Raw genomic sequence first — 20,218 nt, 5'->3', positions numbered from 1 at the left:
CAAGGATAATCCACCCCGGCGGTGGAAAGTAGCAGGCATTTGCGAAACGGATCGAGCCAACTTACATCGCCATGGGCAAAATCGATGACATGATGATTGTGGTGATCAAGCCACCAAGTGAAAGCGTCGCTAGCAAGGGCGTCCACGACCGCAAGGCTTCCCCTTCGGTCAGACCACCCATCTTGGTGAATACCCAAAAACCGCTGTCGTTCATCCAACTTCCCATTAGCGACCCGCTGCCGACCGCGGTGGCGACGTAAACCATGTGAAATGGCGGTTGAGTATCGCCCAGGATTGCCGCGATCATTCCTGCCCCAACGATCATGGCGACGGTGCTGCTGCCTTGGGCAACCTTCAAAACAGCCGAAATTGCCCATGCGAGGATCAGGATGGCCACCCCAGCGGCTTGTTGGCCCGCAAAATAGTCCTGGATGGTTTGGCTAATCCCGGTCTGACTTAACATCGCTCCGAAGGCACCGCCCGCTGCGGTAATCAGGATGATGACTCCGCCGCTCATCAATGATTCTTCCACGTCGACGCCCAGTTCACGCCAGGTCAGCGAGCGGACAATTTTGAAAGTTAACATTGCCGAAAGGGCGGCCAGTAGCAATGCGAAGTTTGGATTGGACCACAGACCCAGTGACTGGGCCGTCTTTCGCATTGGGCTTTCCCAACGGTGTGGAGCGATCAACTCGGGGTAAGCCGCATCCAGTAGAGCTCGATTCATACGGCGACGATCGACTGGCTTCATCCGGATCTGATCCGCTTTCATCAGTTCCGTCGTGACTTCCGGTGTTTGCACATTGGCGAAAGCGGATGAATCATAGAAATCCTTCGCGAGCAGTGCCTCGTTGATGATGCCGACGATCTGTTGTTTTTCTTGATCGTTTTCCGGTGATGTCTTCAGTCGATCACGGTCGGCATCCGTCAGTACGGTGCTTTGAAGGATTTGTCCGGCGGGTGACTTGCGAGTCGCGTTGGCGAATTTGTCGGCAAGCATATCGAAGTTTTCGATGTCCGATGTTAGCAAGGCTGCTCGGTCTTCCCCATCGGCAAAAGTGGTGGCCAAGGTTCCGGCACCGATCAAGACCACAGGCAAGACAACCGGTAAAAGGGAAGACCATAGACTCGGCAGTTCGGATTCTTCGAGTGGCTTGTGTTTGTCTTCGTTGGCACCTAGCGGACGCATGGGAACCGGCATCTTTTTGTCTGCGATGATGGAAAAACACAATCCCAAGATCGCTGACGGGATCGCGACGGCGGCTCCAACCAACATCATCATGCCAATGTCGACACCCAGGATCGCTGACACCAACAAAGGACCCGGTGTCGGCGGAACGAGCGTGTGCGTGATCGCTCCACCGGTAGCGATTGCCATCAAGTATCGCAGGTAGTTTTTGTTGGTCCGGCGATGCAAGCTGCGGGCGAGCGGGACCAGCAAGTAGAACACGGTGTCAAAGAAAACAGGGATGGCCAGAATGAAGCCACTGATCATCAGTCCCAGCGAGGCCTTCTTTTCGCCGGTAGCATTAACGGCGGTTCGAACGATCCGGTCGGCGGATCCACTGTCGAGCATGCACTTGCCGATAATAGCGGCCATCGCGATCACGATTCCGACGCCCGCTGCCGAGCTTCCGAACGCCGATACCACCGCATTCATTCGGCTTCCTGAATCGGCCCCAGTGTCATAGCCAACGAGCAGGCTGACGATCAGTGCAGAAATGATCAGAGCCAGGAATGCGTTCAGCTTTAGCCCAATGATCAGGCCCAGCACACTGACGATCCCAATGATCACAAAGACGATCGGTGTGGAGTCAACGGTCGTTGCAAGGCTGTCCGCGGCACTACTCGATGCCACGTCTTGTGCGAATACGGAGCCGCCGCAGCAGATTGCTACGAGCACCAATACGAGTAGAAAACAACGTCGAAACGGCTGGGGGATTGGCATCGGTGAAATAGCGTTAGATGTGGGGAAGGATCGGGCTGGTTTGCCGCATTGGCTTAAACTACCCCGGGCCAAGTGACCTTGCGGACGCTGCAGTTTAGTACAAGCAGATGACGCTGTGTCGTTTCGAGTCATCCGTAGCGAAAAGTGACGCAATCGTAGCGTGGTCGAAGACTTGTTAGGCTTTTAAGCTGTTAACGCTGACTGTCTCTCTTTCATTTACGCTGCAACTGTTCGGAAAAGTCCTCGCCATTGACCGCTGATTGACACGCATTTGGTAAACCAAACTTTGCTTGGGTGTGAAAGTCACGAAATGCGTTCCCAAATCATGCAGCCCAATGGTTCTTGTCGCGGGTAGTGCGATGACTTGGGTTGCGGTGTTGTGTCGGTAACGACCGCCGGAACGTCAGCAGTTTCCGTCCATTGCTTTTTTGTCTTTCGCCAATGTCTCAATCCAGTACATCCTCGTCCCGTCCGGCATCGTCAGACCGTCCCGTACCCACGTTTCGCGTCGAGGTGGCTAAAGAACAATTTGTCTTTTCAGCCGCCCACTTCATCACTTTTGCTGGTGACATTTGCGAGCGGATCCACGGGCACAATTACGGGGTCAAAATCAGTGTCGAAGGTCCACTGGACGAGAATCAATACGTTGTCGATTTCATTGCGTTGCGAGATGCGGTTTTGAAGGAGACGCAGGCTCTGGATCATCACGTGATCTTGCCTCGTGACCACAAGGAAATTCTCGTCACGCAGGACGAAACGGAAACAACAGTCCGCTTTCGCGAACGCCGCTGGGTTTTCCCGAATGAGGACGCGGTCATCATGCCAGTCACCAACACGACGGCGGAAGAGATTGCTCGCGTGATTGCGGAGAATGTCCGCAGCCGCACGCGAGAGCAGTTCGGTGAGTCACTGTCGATGATCGAAGTCGGCGTCGACGAGAATTGCGGGCAGTGGGGCGTGTGCCGAATGCCTTGGTAAAGCACCCATTTCGATGGAAGCGGGCTGAGTTGTAGTGAAGTAGGGCCGGTTCCTACCGGCCACTCCCGGTTGAGCGTGCAAACAATTCACTCGACGCGTAACCCGTTGACCACTAGCTCCAGTGGTGTCGTTACAACCACATTCTGGCCGGTAGGAACCGGCCCTACGTGGTACAATTCGGTGATGCCAAACTGGAGTGAAGTAGGGCCGGTTCCCACCGGCCACTCCCGGTTGAGCGTGCAAACAATTCACTCGACGCGTAACCCGCTGGCCACTAGCTCCAGTGGTGTCGTTACAATCACATTCTGGCCGGTAGGAACCGGCCCTACGTGGTACAATTCGGTGATGCCAAACTGGAGACGTGCGATAGTGAAGTAGGGCCGGTTCCCACCGGCCACTCTCGGTTGAGCGTGCAAACAATTCACTCGACGCGTAACCCGTTGACCACTAGCTCCAGTGGTGTCGTTACAACCACATTCTGGCCGGTAGGAACTGGCCCTACGTGGTACAATTCGGTGATGCCAAACTGGAGACGTGCGATAGTTCCTGGCGGAACGTTCTTCTTTACCGTTGTGACCGATGGGCGTCGACCCATCTTTCAATCGGAGGTCGCACGCTCGATCCTTGGAAATGTGATGCGTGAATGCATCGCAACACATCCTTTCGATTGCCGCGCAATCGTTTTGCTGCCTGATCATCTACATGCGATATGGTGCATGCCGCCTGGCGACGCCAACTATTCTGGACGTTGGCAATGGATCAAGACGCAATTTACTCAGCAGTGGCTTGATGCTGGTGGCTCCGAATGCGAAGTCAGCGAAGGGCGAAAGAAAGATGGACGGCGTGGAGTCTGGCAGCCCAAATATTGGGAGCACACGATCGAAGAGGTCGAGGACTTTGAAAGCCATTTTGATTACATCCACTTCAACCCCGTGAAGCATGGGCATGTGCGGTGTCCGGTCGACTGGCGTTGGTCAAGTTTTCACCGCTGGGTGAACCGGGGTGTCTACTCAAGGGATTGGGCATGCGGAGATCGAAACCCCAAACTGGACTTTGGCCCTATAGAAAAGACAGTGGGAGAGTAGGGCCGGTTCCCACCGGCCACTTTCACTTAAGCGTGCAAACAATTCGTTCGACGCGCAACCTGCTGATTGCAACCTCCAGTGGCGTCGTTGCAATCACATTCTGGCCGGTAGGAACCGGCCCTACCGACTAGACGCAGCGTACTGGGAGGCTTCGCTCCCGTCGCCTCAAATGCGGCATCGCCCGCTTGGACTGAATCGGTGATGAACGTCAAGCTCAGCCGGCCAAGTGGTGTGACTTCTCCCGTAGGGCCGGTTCCTACCGGCCGCAAGTCATTCGTCGCGGCCGGTGGGAACCGGCCCTACTTCACTGGGGCTGAAACAGATCAATTTCCCATTGGCGCAAGGGAGAGTTTTCGGTTCTCGTGGTCAACAGGGGCATTCCATTGATTCCAGCGATGACCATGTAGCCTCTTGATGTGCTGCGATATCGTGTCTTTCCGAACACAATTTCCTGATCCGTCCAGGGGACTGGGTTACGTATTGTTTTGCGAAGTAGATCCACGATGACCAACGCAGATTTTTCACGGGATCGAACACGAATCCATAGGTTCCTTTGAACGTCCAGTTGGTGCCCAGTGATTTCTGTTTCCTGCGGCACTCGAAAGTAATAACACCCATTCTCCTTCATGCCCTCAAATTTCAAATCCTGGACGATTACAAAGTCGTGAGAGGCGTCGTTGTGTTTTGCTCTTGCACCTAACAACACACATTCGGTTCTACCCACACCGTAAAACACATCGTGACTGCCTGGAAAGGTGGCAAACTCATCGACGATAAAACGACGGATTGTTTCCATAGCGGCAACTTGAAACTTGTATTCTGCCACTGGAACTCTAGGCGAATACCGGTTGATAATAGAGAGCGAGTACTCGCCCACTTCATCCAGTGTGCAGTAGTCACTTAGGTTGAATGTCATTTCGATCGGAACGCTTTTCGGCAAACGAAAGAGATCAGCCGACGCGATCTTAGTGAGATTGACCGTGTTCAAATGGAAGTACCTTCCAGTCCATTGCAGATCATTCACTTCTCCATTTGGGTCACGCAACAACAAATGGACGGCATCCGGTGCCCCAACACGGTCCATCCGAAGTCGGCCATCGGGATCAAGCAGCCCTTTCGGGTCGGGAGCGGCATGGCTAGTGTACCGAATTCGTAGCGGCACAGCACCACCCAACGGAAAAACGGAGTGTTGATTTACTATTTCGATGCCGTAACTTAGGCGTGAACGAGGATCTTCTGAGAATCCAATCGACACCGGCATAGCTATAGCAAAGATCGCGATGTAAATGCAACTTGACATGCTATGACTGGGGTTCCTAGCAGTCCTGCTAGATGATGGCAACGCAATCATTCTACTGCTCCTCTTCCTGGCTCCGGTACATCATGCGTGAGATCGATGTCCAGGTGGGACATAGGAGTGCTTTCGGTGCGTGTTGTCAACAAAGGCTTTTCCTTAGTCCCGGCAATCACCATGAAACCGGGAACCGATTTCTGCATGCGTGTCCACCCGAAAACTACTTCTTGATCTGTCCATGGAATAGGATTGCGAATTGATCCACGGAGTAAATCCACGATAACCAATGCCGATTGCCCGTTTCTTTTCAAGTGAAGCCATAAGCTTCGCTGTCTATCAAGCTGGTAATTGGCAATCCGTGAGTCTTCAGGCACTCGGAAATAGTAATATCCGTCTTCCTTCTCATCGTAGAACTCTATGTCATTTACCACAATGAAGTTGTCAGCTGTCTTTGTGTTTTTCGCTTGGGCATGCGCAAGAGTAAGGTTGAGCGTACTAACCCCAGAAAGTACTTCGCCGTCGAATCCACCAGGCACTACAAATCCCTTCACTTTGAATGTTCTTAGGGTGTCGAGTTCTGCAATTGCAAATTCGTGTTTTGCAAATATGAAGCCCCTGTTTGTTGGATCCGTCAGTTCGATGACATATTTTCCAGGAACCAGGTCATCGAAATACACCCTTAGATCAATCGACATTCGGATTCGTGATCCGACCGGCATAAGAAAACCATCGCTCTGGGGGGGGAAGCTGTCTCCGGTTGTAATAAAAGACAACCTCTTACTTTGACGTGATTCGCGACGGTTACCATCAGGATAAATAAGCTCTATCCTGAGATATTTAGGAACCCCAAAACGCCCCATCACGAGTGAGCCATATCGTTCTAGCTTAGTGTTTTCTGCTGATTTAACGTTATTGGTATAATCGAAAACAAACGGTACCGGGCCACCATGGGGAAACACCGATTGTTGACTAACGACAAGGATATCGAAGCTGAGATCCCGTGGCATTTGCTGAGCAAATACGCAGGAGGTTAGTGGAGCAGGCAACAGAATTAGGAAGGCAAAGTAATATTGAATTGACACTGGGATGCTTTTTCGCGGTATAAAATACGCCATTCTGAGTGCGACTTCTGCACTCTCCAGGCGGCGGAGTCCCCCAGATATCTCCTGCCCTACGAATCAGAGAAGAAAAGGTGTCGGACACCGTTTTGGGGGAATGGGCAGATCCGTTCATCGTTTGAGTTTCTTTGGGCGGCCGCGCGGACGCATCGTTGATTCAAGTTCGAACTTGCGTGCAATGGATTCCACCCATGTTTCCTGACCAAACGGAACGCCGCGCCGGAGAAGAAAAGGTGTCGGACACCGTTTTGGGGGAATCGGAAAGCGAGGTGGAATGGGTCAACCGGCCGGCCAGATCAAACGTCCAGCCGTAGTCGGCCAAAACGCCGGTGCTGCCAGTCCCACCGTGCGTCAAGCCGGTTAAGCGTCCAGAGTCGTCATAAACGTAGTCGCTTTGCACGACCAGGTCCGTACCGGTCAGGTCCTCGTAACGCTCGACTTTCGCGAATTGATCGATGGCGTTGTAAGTGAAGTCAACACGTTTGCTATCGACCGCATTGCCGCCACTGACACCGTGTTGTTGGATCGAAGTCATGCGGTGCAGCGCATCATAAGCAAAGTCCGTGACGAAATCGTCGGTCGAATCCAACGTAGCGGAAAGCTGGGTTCGACGCCCGGCAAGATCGTATTGGCTATCCGTGGTCACGATCGGCATCGCTGTTTGGGTGAGGTAGTTTCGAACGGTTTGCGTCCGTCGATCCAGATCATCATAGACGAAATCGTAGCTCGCTTCATCACTATCGACACCGAGTAAACGGTTTGCGGCGTCGTAATCAAAATCACGAGATTCCTGTAGTGCCCCTCCAGCGTACCAGCTTTCCTGGATCATCCGATCCAGGGCGTCATAGGAATACTCAATCACTCGACCATTGCGATCCGTGCGGCCGACCAAGTTGCCGTTGGCGTCGTATTCGAAGTCACGCCAGTGGCCAAGTTCATTGGTATCGCGAATCACACGATCCAGGTCATCGTACGTCCACGTGGTGGTGTTTCCTTCGGGATCGGTCAGAGTCAAACGATTGCCGGCATCATCGAAGGTCCAACTGATCGTGCCGCTGAGCGGATCAGTCTGCGAGACGCGGTTGTTGTGAGCGTCGTAGGTAAACGAGACCGTATGGCTAAGCGGGTCGGTTTGCGACAACAGGTTGCCCATTGAATCGTAGCTCCACGAACTCACCGGTCGTGAGCTCAGGGCATCGGGTGCCGGCCCGGTCATGGTCACCAATCGGCCCAGATTGTCGTAGGCAAAATCGGTGGTCCGGCCAATCGCATCGGTTGAGGCAATCCGCTGGCCAGCATCATCGTAGAGGAATGTTTCGACCGGCGCGGACAGCGGGCCGCCGGCACCATCGGGATCGGGTCCGGTGATGGACACGAGTCGGTTGCGAGCGTCGTAGGCCATCGTGGTGACGTTGCCCAGCGGATCGGTTTGGCTGATTTGGTTACCGACCAGATCGTAGGCGTAACTGGTCACCGGCGCGGGTAGTGGCCCGCCGCCATCGGGGTCCGGCCCGGTAACGGAGACCAATCGGTTCAGTCCGTCGTAAGTGAATTGAGTTTGCCGGCCCAGCGCGAGGCGTGAGATCGCAGCGCTGCTATGTCGTCGCTGAACTAACGAGCCACTTTCCAGACGATCGAAACGATTCGGGCTGTCTCATCCCGACAAGGCATCGAACCGTGCTCGTCGGGCCAAAACACGAGAGAAGCAGTCAAGGTCATACCGCAAAGCGATCCAAGAAATTGAGTGCAATCCAGCCTTGAAAACCGAAAACCCAGCCTGACCCCCACGAAGCGTTCCCATCAAAGGAGCTTAACAAGACAAGATTGCCTAATCAACCAATTCGGTGTCCGACACCTTTTGCCCCCCCGGTCGATCCAATTTGGAGACCGACGTATCGGCCAGCCCGATAGATAGTTGGCGTGCAGCGGTGACTTAATATTCCAGTGATACAAACTGCACCATCGCCAAAATTCCGGACTTTCGCACAGATTCGCGGTGAAAGCATTTCGTTCAACATAACGACAAACCGTTAGGAAATGCTCATCACTTTGGACAGGAAACGATTTGAAACGCCCCTGGTACAAATGCCCCTCCCCGGCGGAATGATAGTGAGCGTGATATCGCTGGGTGTGCGTCAGGATCAGCCACTGCGCAAATCGGCCCATCTCACCATCGACGTTAGGACTGACAACCAAGTGCCAGTGATTCCCCATGATGCAAAAAGAGAACAATTGTACGTCAAACTTCCCTACCGCTTCGCAAAGGATCGACTCAAAGGCATCGTAGTCCTGATCCTTGTGGAAAATAGGTGCGCGGAGGTTTGCGCGGTTCAACATGTGATAGCAATGTCCCGCTGCATCTGCTCGTTTTGGTCGTCCCATCAAAGGAGCTTAACAAGACAAGATTGCCTAATCAACCAATTCGGTGTCCGACACCTTTTTCTCCCCCAACCTGATGATGCAACCACGTGAGCAACTACGGGCACGACTGGCTATCGGAGATAACTCGTTTGAAACGAAGTAGTTAAAGGAATGACTGTGCCATTCATGGGTGGCACCTACCATCCCTCGGTGCAGTGAATGGTTTATAGACTAATCGGTACCGGAAGCCTTACTCTTCTCCTCCGGAATTCGCTGATTTATTTGATGGCTTCTTCCCATGAACAGTAGGAGAACAGATATACTTAGTGGAGCAGCAAAGCAGGCGATTCCAGTCACCCCATTCGATAACTGAAAATATCTCTGAAAGAAAAGAGCGTTTCGAAATACGAGTACAAGAATAAACGCGTAGGCACCGCTCGATATCGCTAATTGAAATCGTAAACCTCGGTACAGAAACACGCAGATCGGGATGTAAACAACAGTTAGCAATACGGCGAAAAACAAGTTCATCCCCAGTCGCATCGGCATAGAGAACATTGATCTCCCGCTGTAGGCAGAGTCAAGCAACTCTGCGGTGATAAGGCCAGAATTAAACGCCAAAACACTCAGTACTAATGCTATCGCCGGTGACGTGGATCGTATTTTCGCAGGCTTGCTTGATGGCTCGTGACTTTCGGCTGGTGACAAGTAAGGGTTCAAGACTAATCGTTGACCTTCGTCGGCCCTTCACCACCAGGCTCCGCTACCCACCAGTCTCCCCAATTCCAGATCGCGTATAAACCGTCACCAGCATAGACGGGAGCTCCCAAGATGTTCGCAATGTCTTGCAGAAATTGCGAATCAGCACCTGTATAGCAGGTGCGAAAGTAGACATTGGACGGTTTCTTTCGAGCCAGTTCGTCAAGAAATTCCCTTAAAGCACCGTTCTGTATGTTCGTCGAATTAAACGGACCGCCAGAACTGGTGCTTCCATGACCTACGATTTGCACCTCACCTATATCGTCAGGATAGTGGTCACGGAGAATCTCAGTGACATATTGCCATTGTTTCGAGGACATTCTGGCATCAATCGACAACACCTTGTCATTGACCAAACATTGATAAGAGCCTCCCCAAAGCGGTCCAAACGCTTCACTGAATGGATTAACAGGATCAAAGAAACCGCGTCCATAATCAAAATTGATCGTAAGCGATGGCGCCTTTGTCTCAGCTGCTTGCTTCTTCGGTTTCCCAATACGAATCGCACCACCGGTTATTGGCAAACCTCCCCCGTCAATCGGAATCGGACCAGCATCCGTAGACGTTCCGAAAGGAAGCCCGGTCGGACCGTATTGCGGCGGTTCCAATCCACTCGGATCGGTCTTCGTCGTCGGTTGGTTTCCAACCATTCGATACAGGTTCGCATCCCCTGCGGCAAAGCCGATCGGGTCTTGGCTGAGCCACGTTCCCGTGGCCGGATCGTACCAGCGAGCGCGGTTGTGTTGGAGATCAATATCGGCGTCCCACTCGCGACCCGTGTAGCCGAACAGGTGGTCAACCGCGGGGGCCGAGTCGCTCGCGATCTCGCCGGTCGATGTGTACGTCAAGTGCTTCGCGACCGTGGCGACACCCGTGGTGGCGTCATACTCGGCAAGATCCACGACCGTGTTTTGATGGTCCGTCAACGCCCACAACGTCGTTCGCTGCCCCGTACCCGGCGTGATTTGCTCGTCAGCCAGAATTTGATCCACAGCGGGGCCGTGCAGATAACGGTTCGTCAAGGCACCGGTTTCATCCAAGCGAAGGATCAATTGGTCCCCCGCATTGCCCCGTTCACCGCGGAGCCCGTCATAAACATAGAACTCCGTATCAGTGACGCCGCCACTGGTTACTTCCTTCCAAATCTTTTGGTCCAAGGCGTCGTAGCCGTACTGCACCGTTTGAGTTGTCACACCCAATGAATCTTTCTCGACAACCGAGACCAGGTTGTTATGAAAGTCCCACGTGTACTCGGTCGTCTCGCCGGTGGCGATAAGAGTCTTGAGCGTGCGGTTGCCTTCGGCATCATACTGATAGTTGTACGTGCCATCGGAGAGCAAACGGTTGTTGTCGCCGATCGTCGTCGAGACGTCGTCCCGGTTCCCGTTCGAGTCGTAACTGTATGACTCATCCGAGGGCGGCGTGGTTTGGCCGGACGTGGTTGAATACGTCGCCGAGGTCAGCTGGTCAGTATCGTCGTAGCTGTACGTGACATCGCCATCGGAAAGCGAGGTGGAATGGGTCAACCGGCCGGCCAGATCAAACGTCCAGCCGTAGTCGGCCAAAACGCCGGTGCTGCCAGTCCCACCGTGCGTCAAGCCGGTTAAGCGTCCAGAGTCGTCATAAACGTAGTCGCTTTGCACGACCAGGTCCGTACCGGTCAGGTCCTCGTAACGCTCGACTTTCGCGAATTGATCGATGGCGTTGTAAGTGAAGTCAACACGTTTGCTATCGACCGCATTGCCGCCACTGACACCGTGTTGTTGGATCGAAGTCATGCGGTGCAGCGCATCATAAGCAAAGTCCGTGACGAAATCGTCGGTCGAATCCAACGTAGCGGAAAGCTGGGTTCGACGCCCGGCAAGATCGTATTGGCTATCCGTGGTCACGATCGGCATCGCGGTTTGGGTGAGGTAGTTTCGAACGGTTTGCGTCCGTCGATCCAGATCATCATAGACGAAATCGTAGCTCGCTTCATCACTATCGACACCGAGTAAACGGTTTGCGGCGTCGTAATCAAAATCACGAGATTCCTGTAGTGCCCCTCCAGCGTACCAGCTTTCCTGGATCATCCGATCCAGGGCGTCATAGGAATACTCAATCACTCGACCATTGCGATCCGTGCGGCCGACCAAGTTGCCGTTGGCGTCGTATTCGAAGTCACGCCAGTGGCCAAGTTCATTGGTATCGCGAATCACACGATCCAGGTCATCGTACGTCCACGTGGTGGTGTTTCCTTCGGGATCGGTCAGAGTCAAACGATTGCCGGCATCATCGAAGGTCCAACTGATCGTGCCGCTGAGCGGATCAGTCTGCGAGACGCGGTTGTTGTGAGCGTCGTAGGTAAACGAGACCGTATGGCTAAGCGGGTCGGTTTGCGACAACAGGTTGCCCATTGAATCGTAGCTCCACGAACTCACCGGTCGTGTGCTCAGGGCATCGGGGGCCGGTCCCGTCATGGTCACCAACCGGCCCAGATTGTCGTAGGCAAAATCGGTGGTCCGGCCAATCGCATCGGTTGAGGCAATCCGCTGGCCAGCATCATCGTAGAGGAATGTTTCGACCGGCGCGGACAGCGGGCCGCCGGCACCATCGGGATCGGGTCCGGTGATGGACACGAGCCGGTTGCGAGCGTCGTAGGCCATCGTGGTGACGTTGCCCAGCGGATCGGTTTGGCTGATTTGGTTACCGACCAGATCGTAGGCGTAACTGGTCACCGGCGCGGGTAGCGGCCCGCCGCCATCGGGGTCCGGCCCGGTAACGGAGACCAATCGGTTCAGTCCGTCGTAAGTGAATTGAGTTTGCCGGCCCAGGGAGTCGGTTTGGGAAACCACATTGCCGTTCGCATCCAGGGTCGTTTGGTAGACAGGCGACGAGAGCGAACCGCTTCCATCGGGATCCGGTAACGTTTGAGTGGTTGTTCGGGCAAGATGATCTATCGCTGTTGCAGTGACGCCACCCAGTGGGTTGGTGATTGATGTTTGGCGACCGAGGGAATCGTAGCCAAACGACCATACTGGAGCCGCCAATGGGCCGGCCCCATCGGGGTCGGCTGAAGTGATCGTTGACAACCGGTTTAGGACATCATAAGTCATCGTGGTCGTACGACCGAGCGAATCGGTGCGTGAGACGAGGTTGCCAGCGGCATCGAAGCTTTGTGAATCGATTGTAAGTTGACCGTCCCCATCATGATCGGGACGCGAGACCTGAATCGCGCGGCCGAATTCATCGTTCTGATAGGTGGTCACCCGACCGAGAGGATCGGTATGACTGATCATGAATCCGTTGCTGTCATACGCAAACAATTCCACGGGCGCTGCCTCGGGACCAGCCCCATCGGGATCGGGTCGCGAGATTTCAATCAAGCGATCCAGTCCGTCGTAGACATATTCAGTGCGTCGGCCAAGTTCATTGATTTGGGCGATGAGGTTATCGCGGGAATCGTATTCCCGTTCAATAGAGGCTTCGTCGGATGTGCCTTCGGCAAAAATGGTTTCGATCGGTAACCCGCGTTGGTTGTAGACAATGCGAGTGACCCGACCGAGCGGGTCGGTAACAGTTGAAAGCAGTCCGGCCGGCGGATCGGTACTGACAACGGGAGCAGGAGTGTAGGTGTACTGAACGGTGGCATTGATCCCGCCGACATCGGCCACGGCCTGAGAAACCAGCCCAGTAGCCGGGTCAACCGTAAACTGGGTGAGGTTGCCCAGGGGGTCGGTGTGGCTGGTGGGCACGTCGAACGTGGTGTGATAGGTCCACGATTCAACTGACCCATCGGGGTAGGTTACCGACGTGAGGTTGTTGTTCGCGTCGTAGCTCATCGATGTCACGGGGGCGGTCAACGGGCCGGCGCCATCGGGGTCTGGGTCGGTTCGCTTCGTCACCAACCCATCGGCATTGCGTTCAAAGGTGGTTGTGTTTCCGTCGGCGTCGGTAACCACAAGCGGATTTCCGAAACGATCCAGTTGGAACGCGTTTTCATTGCCCAACGCATCGGTGTGGGAGCCACCGGACTCTCCAGCAAGCAACAGTGAAGCGGGGTTGGAAGACGTGCCGACACCGCCGGCAAGATCGACCAAGCCATAATCTTGTGCTGCGCTGACGTTTTCTGTCTGGCCATCGACGCGAGTAATGCTCTGCAGCATTCTCATCGAGTTGTAGGTGTAGGAGCTCGTCTCCCCATTGGGATCGGATTGCGATACTAGAAGACCGGTTTGGGAGTCGTATCCGAAAGTACGTTCAGGCCGTCCCAGCGGACCAGCTCCATCAGGATCAGTACCGGTCACGCGAGTCAGTCGCCCGGAGACATCAAACTGAAAATCAGTTTTTCGACCGCTATCGTCAGTAATCGAGGCGATGCGACCTCCGACGTAGGCAAGCACGGCGATGCGTCCGACCGGATCGACGATCTGTGAAAGCTCGTCAATTTGCCCATCGCCATCAGCGTCCGTGTAGCTGTAAAGCGTTTCATTACCCAGCACATCGTTGCGGCGAGTCATCACGCCGATTGAGTTGAACTTGGCCGTGTTTCCCAGGCGATCGGTCAACGAGTAACCGCCCGAGACGCTGCTTAAGGTTGTTGTAGCCATCGCTCCAGTGGGAGACTGGAACGTCCCATCGCCGTTGTCGGCAAAGAAGTGCGAATTCCCGTCCCCTTGATTCAATAAGACGCCTTCCGCTTGGATATCAAGTCGGTCAAGTCCGTTCATCGCCCAGTCATTTCCGAACTCTGTGTCTTGCCGATCGTTGATATTTTGGAAGCCTTCATAGGTCCGGGAACGAGTTGAAGGCTGGCCTTGACCGTCGACGAAACTCTCGACGATCGTCATTTGCCAATCATGGCGTCCGCTCGACAAAGAGGGCGCATCGGCCTGCAACGCGAAGCGGTAATACTCGCCCGCCACTACCTGGGCGGTCGAATAATGAACCGCCGGACCGGTGACTCCGCCGAGCGTGAGTTGGGCTTGGATTCCGTCGCGTGTCAGTGTCGTGTCGTCGAAATCGACGTCGACGGCGACCACCGGTCGTTCTGTGGCGTTTGTCTTATGGTTGAGTGTTAATCCGCCGCTTGCGGCAACCTTGCTGTTGATTTTGACTTCCAGGCCACCGGTTTGGCTGTTGGCACTGGTCTGCCCGCCACCGCAGGTGCATGTGCATGAACAGTACTGGGCAGCATCGCTTTGGATGTCATTATCGAGAATGGTCCCGGTCGCGGAATCCACCGCAAAGGAGCCGAAGGTGGGCTGGGACAGTGCCACCGTCATCGTTTCGGTTTCTTCCGGATCGTAATCGTTGACCACGTTGATCGTAATTGTTCCGGTTGTACTCCCCGGCTCGATGGTCAGTGTGCCGGACGCAGACTCGTAATCACCCGGGGCCAATGCCGATCCATCCATGGTGGTGTACTGGACACTAACCGGGACAGTGGTTGGTTGCGACAACGTCACTGGAAACTGCAGTGTTGCTCCATTCTGCTCCAACGTTTCCGCCGGGCCAATTGAAATGTTCACGCTCGGTGGCGGGTCATTATCGACAATCGTTCCCGTGCCGCTGCCGTCACCGATATAGGCCCCCTGCGGGTACGAAAGTGTGACGTAAAATTCTTCTTCGTACTCGGCGATTTGGTCGTTTGTGATGGGGACCGTTATGGTGGCTGTTGTTTGGCTCGGGCTGAAGCTGACACTCCCGCCAATGCCGCTGTAATCGCTACTTGCTTCGGCAGTCCCGTCTGTAAGGCTATAAGAGGCCGAAACCGGGCCGTCGTAGGCGTGCGATAGCGTCACCGGGAAGGATGCGGTGCCGTGTCCCTCGTTTACCGTGACATCGCCGATCGAAATTGTCGGTGGGGGAACCAGGTTCACGTCGAACACCATGTCATCGTGATCCGGCTCCTTGCCTACGTGCTTGCTGGTCACCAGGTCCTCGACACTCAGGCCGTTGAAATGGGCATAGTTATCTGAGTTCAGGCTGCTATAGGGGTACCACGTTCCGTCGGGGCTGACCAAATACACCGAGAAGTAAGGCCAACTGTGCGGTACGTTCACCGACTCGGTGTAACCGGCGTTGGTTGAATGATTTGAAACCTCCGTTCCGTTGAAAATAAGTATGCTGTCCGAAATCGCTGAGCTGCTCGCATCGCCTGGGGTATCAAGGCGGCGAATGTAAAGCTTGTTGGTGTAGCCAGCCTCGCGGACATTCCAAACGAAGTCGTAACGAAAGCCGCCTTCCCAGACCAATCCGCCGCTTCCGCCGCCGTCTTGGATCATCGAGCTAGAACTACTCTCGAAGAATCGCATTGGTAGGTTGTCATCGTATCCCGACTCCGGGGCCACGATGGCTTGTTTTCCTGAGTTACCCGATGAAGACCTGAAGCTTGAAGCCGAATTGGCGTCTGGTGCATCGGATTGCGGCCCGTAGACAACCCCGGCGATTGGCTCGCCGGCAGCCGGAATCAGCACATCGCTTTGGATTTCACTGTCGTCATCAAGTTGATAGACGTTTAGCTCGTATTGCCGCCGAACATCCGTATCGGCTGAAATGAGCAGTTGATAGTCGCCCGGCAGTACATCGGCAACGAATAGGCTGCTTGTCGAACCTCGCCAATTGCCAGTCAGGTATTGAACATTAACGATGCGTCCGGTTTGGCTGACAAGCTTTACCAAATCGGGATCCAATCGACCGTCACCCTGACGATCGATCAAGTGAAACGCGAGTTGAGACTCAAGGTCTTGCCGTTCGTCTTTTCGTGAGATCGTAATATCAAATTTATCGACCTCGCCTGAATCATTCAGAATTCCGACAAACTCCGAAAGCAACTGATCTTCATGCGTGACTGTGCTGTCATTGCTCAAGATCGTCACTGTTGGCTGGGCAATGAGCCAATCTTCATTAGTCGAACTCACCACGCGAACGTCGAAAGTCTCGTCATTGAGGTCCCATGCATCTTCCACGATGGGGATTTCAACTTCGGCAAACTGCTGCCCAGGCAAGAAAGTGATGTCTCCTGCGAGCGGAAGGTAATCTTCGCCTGCCTTGGCTGTGCCGTTCAGTGTGTGGTAACTCACGGTCAACGGTTGATCCGTTTCGCCGATCAATTCAAACACAAGCGTAGCAGTTTCTGAACGCGGATCGACCATGATGTCTGGGACGGAAATCTGTGGGCTTGAATCGTCTTCGTTTACATAGCCTTCTGCCTGAATCCCATCTAGCGTTGCATTAATGGCGCGGTTGAGCCTGCCGGAAATGCTTTGGCCTGCTTCCAGCGGCAAACCGGATGGCCATGAAACCTGGACGACTTTACGGGTTTCCTCTGGCAAGAACACGACGGTCTCAAAATGTTGCGTCGTCCCCGCCCGCCCGTCGTTGAAATTTAATATTCCATAGAAGTCGACGCTGACCGTTTTTTCGCTGCGCTGCACTAGTTCAATTGTGAAATTCGTTGCGTTTCGATTGGGTAGATCTAGCGATCCAACGATTTCCACCGTGGGTATCGAGTCCTGGTCCTGGAGCGTGACCGTCCCGTGCGCCTTCGTGATCTCAATTATTTCGTCGCCAGTGACGGCTGAATCGAGCACCACATCAAATAGTTCGGTTGCTTCGTCAATAAAATCTTCGTTGATGAACACGCGAATCGTAGAAGAGCGATGTCCCGCAGGAATGACGAGTTGGCCATCTTGCACGGCCGCAAAATCTCGACCTCCTACCGCTGTTCGATCGAGTGTCCGATAGGTGACTTGGACTGGTTCGTCAGTCGGTTCGGTGAGTGAAACGGTTAACGTTGCCCATGTGCGGTCTTCGCCTGCCCGCTCGCCCTCACGGATGGTGATATCTTCAATTGAAAGCGAAGGAAGAGTGTTTTCTTCGGGGACGACACGGTGCCAAGTCCCATCTTCTGACTCGACGAATCGTGAAGCGTACGTGGTGTCGACATCGCCGGGGGGAACCACGGCGTTGACGACGTCGTCGCCATCAGCACCATCCTCGACAACGGGAACAAAACCAGCGGCGGTATGTGACACACTCCGCCTTTCATTTCGTCTCGCCATATTCAGGTCGAACATGGTAATGCGACCGTCTCCGTTTGCATCCCCGGCGCGAAGCGCATCGGTAGCAACACCTCCATAAGCTGCTTGCAGTATTTCTAAATCATCCCTGTCCGTGTCTGCGTCGCCGTCGACATCGCCGACCAAAAAGGAGGAAAGAGAAAATTGTGCTTCAGTGCTGATTCCAACGCCTGAAACATCAATTTGATACTGACCATCAGGCAAGTCCAACAGGACCACGCTAGATCCAACCTGGTCATTGCGACTGAAGACCGGCTCTACAATTCCACCGTCTGCACGGTGAAACACAGCTGGTTCAGGCTGCCATGATGAATTGCCGCCACTCTGGACAACGAATCCAAGCAAAGCCGATTCTCGGCTGATGTTTAATTCGCTACTCGTAACGACGACATCCAGTGATTTGTTGCCGTCGTTCCCTGCTGGATCAAGCGTCCCGATGAATTCAGCAAACGAGCCACCCACCGGTTCAGCCGCAAGCATGCAGCGTGCTTCAAGCGATTCAAGTAATCTTTTTCGATTGACTCGCCTGCGTTGGCCCTGACGCTGCTGTGGTTTTCGTGCCCGTAAGAACCGCATGCTTAATCTCACTCTTGTTAGTCAGCTTGCTGCACGCGAAACGCATGCAGCAATGTCGATCGAAACGTCGGATATCCACACTGGCAAATGCCCCGCCAGGGGGTTGGCGTATTAACCTACGAGGTTTGAATTTGGGATGCAATATTCTCGCATTCAAAATTGCCACTTTTCTTGGATTGGTTTATCGGTGATCAGTCCATTTGGTTAACTTAACTTTGTGCGTTAGCCGTACACTACGAATTGCGGAACGGTTATATTCAAGCCGGCCAAACCTTTCGGTTATTGCACCTTAAAGTTCGTCGCTCAGAAAAACTAAAAAGCTTGAATCGATGTATAGAGATAGGCTATTGCGCAGACTTCAATTCCAACGGTTGAACGACCGATTGCCTCTAGCGGGAGTTCATGGCTTTGTAACCCTTGATCAAACTCTGTCATCGGTTGAGTCAATAAAAGCAGACTTCGCCACGAACAAGTCGATGGGAACGCTCAAGATCGAAGGGAGTTCAAACACCGGAGAAATCAAGAGTTTTTCTTATCCCATCAGCAATCAAGCCGGGCCCCAGGGGGCGCCGCAATTGAGCGAACCGTCTGACGATGACACTTTGGCCGTTCGGAACGGAACGCAACCCGAACTATTGATTGCCGATGAAGCGATCCAACTCCCGTTGTCGGTTGCCAACGGCGTAGTGCAAGTGGACGGGGTGGCAACCGTTTACGGCATGAACGATCAGGGAGCACCGGCTTGGGTTGATGTCGTTATTCAGTCTCGCCAAGTTGGGCCAGTCCAGGCATTATTCGCTCCAAGTAACTGGGAGCCATCGGAAGCGTTTGTCGGCGAAATAGCAGCTGACAGTCTAAGCGTTGACGGAAATGACGAAGTGCTCTTCACCGTCCTGTACCTCCACAATGATGTGTCAACACTTGGCTACTGGAACAAGCAAACCGCAACCCAGGTCAACGCGATTGGAGTCGTCAGTGGTGTGGACATCGCGTCATCACGAGGGGTCACCGTTGCGGGTACCGATGAGGGGGCTGACATTCATTTTCAAGGCGATCTACAGGCGAATCTGATTAAGAATTCCGCGACGGAACTTGGGCCGACCGGGCAATTGATTGACTTTGGACAGTTTTTAGCGGATCAAGGCGTGGTGCTAAGCGACTTTGGTTTTAGCAAAATATTAACCGTCACTGATGTGGCTACCGATGGGATGACTGAGCTCTATCTCGCAGGCACCGCGATTACACCTAGCGAGCAGTTGGCTCCATTTGTGTTTTACGCTGTCAATGCGACTCCTTTCACCAATCCATCTGATCGATTTGATGTAAGTGGCGACGATGCAGTCACGGCATTCGACGCGCTTTTATGCATTAACCAATTGAATGCACTTGAATCCCCTGAACTAGGTTTTGCATCGTCGCCGGCAAAACCATTTGTCGATGTGAGTGGAGATTTGCTACTCACTGCTCTTGACGCACTCCAGGTCATCAACTTCTTGAATGAATCGGAGTCAGGCAGCAGAGAACCGCTGCCAATCGCAGCTAGTAGCCTAGCAACACGGGTCGAACTCATGCCTCATGTGCTGAATTCTGAACTCGCTGCCGTTGGGCTCTCAGAACTCAACACGATCGAACCATCCATTCGAAAGATTGGCACCAAAGGACCGTTTCAAGCCAGCATCGCCGCGAGTTTGCTCCTGCATGAGCCCAGTCGAGCCGGCGAGCCTGCTGGCGATTCCGGGGCGCGGACGCCACACTACCGACGGAAGAGGCAATGAGGAGCCTGAGATTGTTGGAGTAATGTGTTTGCAAAGTTCAGAAGGATGGACACTGAAATTTGGGATTGAGTTCTAATCAATGGCAGAGAACTATATCAAATCGTGCGATAATTGTGGAAAGCAAATTCGCATGTCCGAAATGAGCAATGGACAGTGGCTTCCGTTTGAGGCTGATGGTAGCGGAAAACATAATTGCTCTAGCGTTAGTACTGCTCGCTCCCGTGCGCAAACAGAAATGCGGCAAGGCACACCGTACGCAGA

Annotated in this window: 9 protein-coding genes; 3 read left to right on the top strand and 6 right to left on the bottom strand. The window is 53.7% G+C overall.

The genetic code is table 11. The annotated features are described in order from the left end of the window. Nucleotides 1–61: 61 nt before the first annotated feature. Nucleotides 62–1,948 (bottom strand): GntP family permease, encoded by a 1,887-nt coding sequence (locus ACR3ZL_RS26660; protein WP_473650056.1) that lies wholly within the window; start codon nt 1,946–1,948, stop codon nt 62–64. Nucleotides 1,949–2,389: 441 nt separating this feature from the next. On the opposite strand from ACR3ZL_RS26660, the gene ACR3ZL_RS26655 reads away from it, so the two are divergent. Both ACR3ZL_RS26655 and ACR3ZL_RS26650 read left to right on the top strand, forming a co-directional pair. Further along, nucleotides 2,390–2,926: a 6-pyruvoyl trahydropterin synthase family protein gene (locus ACR3ZL_RS26655; RefSeq protein ID WP_473650057.1), complete on the top strand. Its 537-nt coding sequence runs from the start codon at nt 2,390–2,392 to the stop codon at nt 2,924–2,926. A gap of 518 nt (nt 2,927–3,444) precedes the next feature. After that, entirely contained in the window at nt 3,445–4,011 is a 567-nt protein-coding gene (locus ACR3ZL_RS26650; protein WP_473650058.1) for an REP-associated tyrosine transposase, read from the top strand. Nucleotides 4,012–4,315: 304 nt separating this feature from the next. On the opposite strand, the gene ACR3ZL_RS26645 is transcribed toward ACR3ZL_RS26650, so the two are convergent. The 5 genes from ACR3ZL_RS26645 to ACR3ZL_RS26625 all read right to left on the bottom strand — a co-directional run bounded on the left by ACR3ZL_RS26645 (nt 4,316) and on the right by ACR3ZL_RS26625 (nt 18,086). After that, nucleotides 4,316–5,311 (bottom strand): hypothetical protein, encoded by a 996-nt coding sequence (locus ACR3ZL_RS26645; RefSeq protein WP_473650059.1) that lies wholly within the window; start codon nt 5,309–5,311, stop codon nt 4,316–4,318. A 47-nt stretch (nt 5,312–5,358) separates the two neighbouring features. After that, a complete protein-coding gene (locus tag ACR3ZL_RS26640) occupies nt 5,359–6,387 on the bottom strand; it encodes a hypothetical protein (RefSeq protein ID WP_486173100.1) in 1,029 nt (342 codons plus the stop codon). Between the two features lie 193 nt (nt 6,388–6,580). After that, nucleotides 6,581–7,951, bottom strand: a complete 1,371-nt coding sequence (locus ACR3ZL_RS26635; protein ID WP_473650061.1) for a hypothetical protein — start codon at nt 7,949–7,951, stop codon at nt 6,581–6,583. Nucleotides 7,952–8,223: 272 nt separating this feature from the next. Continuing rightward, a complete protein-coding gene (locus ACR3ZL_RS26630; RefSeq protein ID WP_473650062.1) occupies nt 8,224–8,805 on the bottom strand; it encodes a transposase in 582 nt (193 codons plus the stop codon). Between the two features lie 701 nt (nt 8,806–9,506). Beyond that, entirely contained in the window at nt 9,507–18,086 is an 8,580-nt protein-coding gene (locus ACR3ZL_RS26625) for a Calx-beta domain-containing protein (protein ID WP_486173099.1), read from the bottom strand. A 572-nt stretch (nt 18,087–18,658) separates the two neighbouring features. Between ACR3ZL_RS26625 and ACR3ZL_RS26620 the strand changes: the two genes are divergently transcribed. Next, the gene (locus ACR3ZL_RS26620; RefSeq protein ID WP_486173098.1) at nt 18,659–19,957 is read left to right on the top strand and encodes a dockerin type I domain-containing protein; all 1,299 of its coding nucleotides are present in this window, start codon (nt 18,659–18,661) and stop codon (nt 19,955–19,957) included. Nucleotides 19,958–20,218: the final 261 nt, after the last annotated feature.

The sequence above is a fragment of the Rhodopirellula sp. J20-39 genome, from assembly GCF_057365095.1.
The sequence above is the reverse complement of the archived record's forward strand: the minus strand, read 5'-3'. Positions and strand labels throughout refer to the sequence as shown.

Coding starts and splice junctions, on each gene's coding strand:
- ACR3ZL_RS26660 (WP_473650056.1), bottom strand. CDS start 1,948: ATGCCAATCCCCCAGCCGTTTCGACGTTGTTTTCTACTCGTATTGGTG.
- ACR3ZL_RS26655 (WP_473650057.1), top strand. CDS start 2,390: ATGTCTCAATCCAGTACATCCTCGTCCCGTCCGGCATCGTCAGACCGT.
- ACR3ZL_RS26650 (WP_473650058.1), top strand. CDS start 3,445: ATGCCAAACTGGAGACGTGCGATAGTTCCTGGCGGAACGTTCTTCTTT.
- ACR3ZL_RS26645 (WP_473650059.1), bottom strand. CDS start 5,311: ATGTCAAGTTGCATTTACATCGCGATCTTTGCTATAGCTATGCCGGTG.
- ACR3ZL_RS26630 (WP_473650062.1), bottom strand. CDS start 8,805: ATGGGACGACCAAAACGAGCAGATGCAGCGGGACATTGCTATCACATG.
- ACR3ZL_RS26625 (WP_486173099.1), bottom strand. CDS start 18,086: ATGCTTGCGGCTGAACCGGTGGGTGGCTCGTTTGCTGAATTCATCGGG.
- ACR3ZL_RS26620 (WP_486173098.1), top strand. CDS start 18,659: ATGGGAACGCTCAAGATCGAAGGGAGTTCAAACACCGGAGAAATCAAG.